This is a genomic window from Marinobacter sp. MBR-99, assembly GCF_040547575.1.
Lineage (GTDB): Bacteria > Pseudomonadota > Gammaproteobacteria > Pseudomonadales > Oleiphilaceae > Marinobacter.
The window spans coordinates 1-1,739 of sequence record NZ_JBEPPY010000050.1; the positions used below are offsets into that span (position 1 = coordinate 1).

1 rRNA gene is annotated in these 1,739 nt (G+C 53.9%); it reads right to left on the reverse strand.

Annotated features, from left to right (window positions below):
* Positions 1-12: 12 nt before the first annotated feature.
* Positions 13-1,553, reverse strand: a 16S ribosomal RNA gene (locus ABIE59_RS19900).
* Between the last annotated feature and the right edge of the window lie 186 nt (positions 1,554-1,739).

The following is a 1,739-nucleotide window of genomic DNA, read 5'->3' on the forward strand; positions in this document are numbered from 1 at the left end:
TTCGGCTTCGTTTAAGGAGGTGATCCAGCCGCAGGTTCCCCTACGGCTACCTTGTTACGACTTCACCCCAGTCATGAACCACACCGTGGTAATCGTCCTCCCGAAGGTTAGACTAACTACTTCTGGTGCAATCCACTCCCATGGTGTGACGGGCGGTGTGTACAAGGCCCGGGAACGTATTCACCGCGACATTCTGATTCGCGATTACTAGCGATTCCGACTTCACGGAGTCGAGTTGCAGACTCCGATCCGGACTACGACGCGTTTTAAGGGATTGGCGCACTCTCGCGAGTTGGCAGCCCTCTGTACGCGCCATTGTAGCACGTGTGTAGCCCTGGCCGTAAGGGCCATGATGACCTGACGTCATCCCCACCTTCCTCCGGTTTGTCACCGGCAGTCTCCCTGGAGTTCTCAGCATTACCTGCTAGCAACCAGGGATAGGGGTTGCGCTCGTTACGGGACTTAACCCAACATCTCACGACACGAGCTGACGACGGCCATGCAGCACCTGTCTCAGAGTTCCCGAAGGCACCAATCCATCTCTGGAAAGTTCTCTGGATGTCAAGGCCAGGTAAGGTTCTTCGCGTTGCGTCGAATTAAACCACATGCTCCACCGCTTGTGCGGGCCCCCGTCAATTCATTTGAGTTTTAACCTTGCGGCCGTACTCCCCAGGCGGTCAACTTAGTGCGTTAGCTGCGCCACTAAGACTTCAAGAGTCCCAACGGCTAGTTGACATCGTTTACGGCGTGGACTACCAGGGTATCTAATCCTGTTTGCTCCCCACGCTTTCGCACCTCAGTGTCAGTGTTGGTCCAGGTAGCCGCCTTCGCCACTGGTGTTCCTTCCTATATCTACGCATTTCACCGCTACACAGGAAATTCCACTACCCTCTACCACACTCTAGTCCGACAGTTCGAAATGCCGTTCCCAGGTTAAGCCCGGGGCTTTCACATCTCGCTTATCGAACCACCTACGCGCGCTTTACGCCCAGTAATTCCGATTAACGCTTGCACCCTCCGTATTACCGCGGCTGCTGGCACGGAGTTAGCCGGTGCTTCTTCTGCGAGTAACGTCAATCCTCAAAGGTATTAACTTTAAGGCCTTCCTCCTCGCTGAAAGTGCTTTACAACCCGAAAGCCTTCTTCACACACGCGGCATGGCTGGATCAGGGTTGCCCCCATTGTCCAATATTCCCCACTGCTGCCTCCCGTAGGAGTTCGGGCCGTGTCTCAGTCCCGATGTGGCTGATCATCCTCTCAGACCAGCTACGGATCGTCGCCTTGGTAGGCCTTTACCCCACCAACTAGCTAATCCGACTTAGGCTCATCCAGTAGCGCAAGGTCCGAAGATCCCCTGCTTTCTCCCGTAGGACGTATGCGGTATTAATCCGGGTTTCCCCGGGCTATCCCCCACTACTGGGCAGATTCCTAAGCATTACTCACCCGTCCGCCGCTCGTCAGCGGGGTGCAAGCACCCCCTGTTACCGCTCGACTTGCATGTGTTAAGCCTGCCGCCAGCGTTCAATCTGAGCCATGATCAAACTCTTCAGTTTAAATCATACAAGAATCCGAAGATTCTCTATTCTTGCTCAAGACAAAACTCAATTTCGACGAGTCACTGTCCTGATATTTCGTATCCGAAATACCTCGGCCAGCGCCCACACGAATTACTTGGTTAACTTTTTAAAGAGCGTTTGAGCTGTTGCTCAATCAAGGCCGCGTATTCTACATCGTTCCGC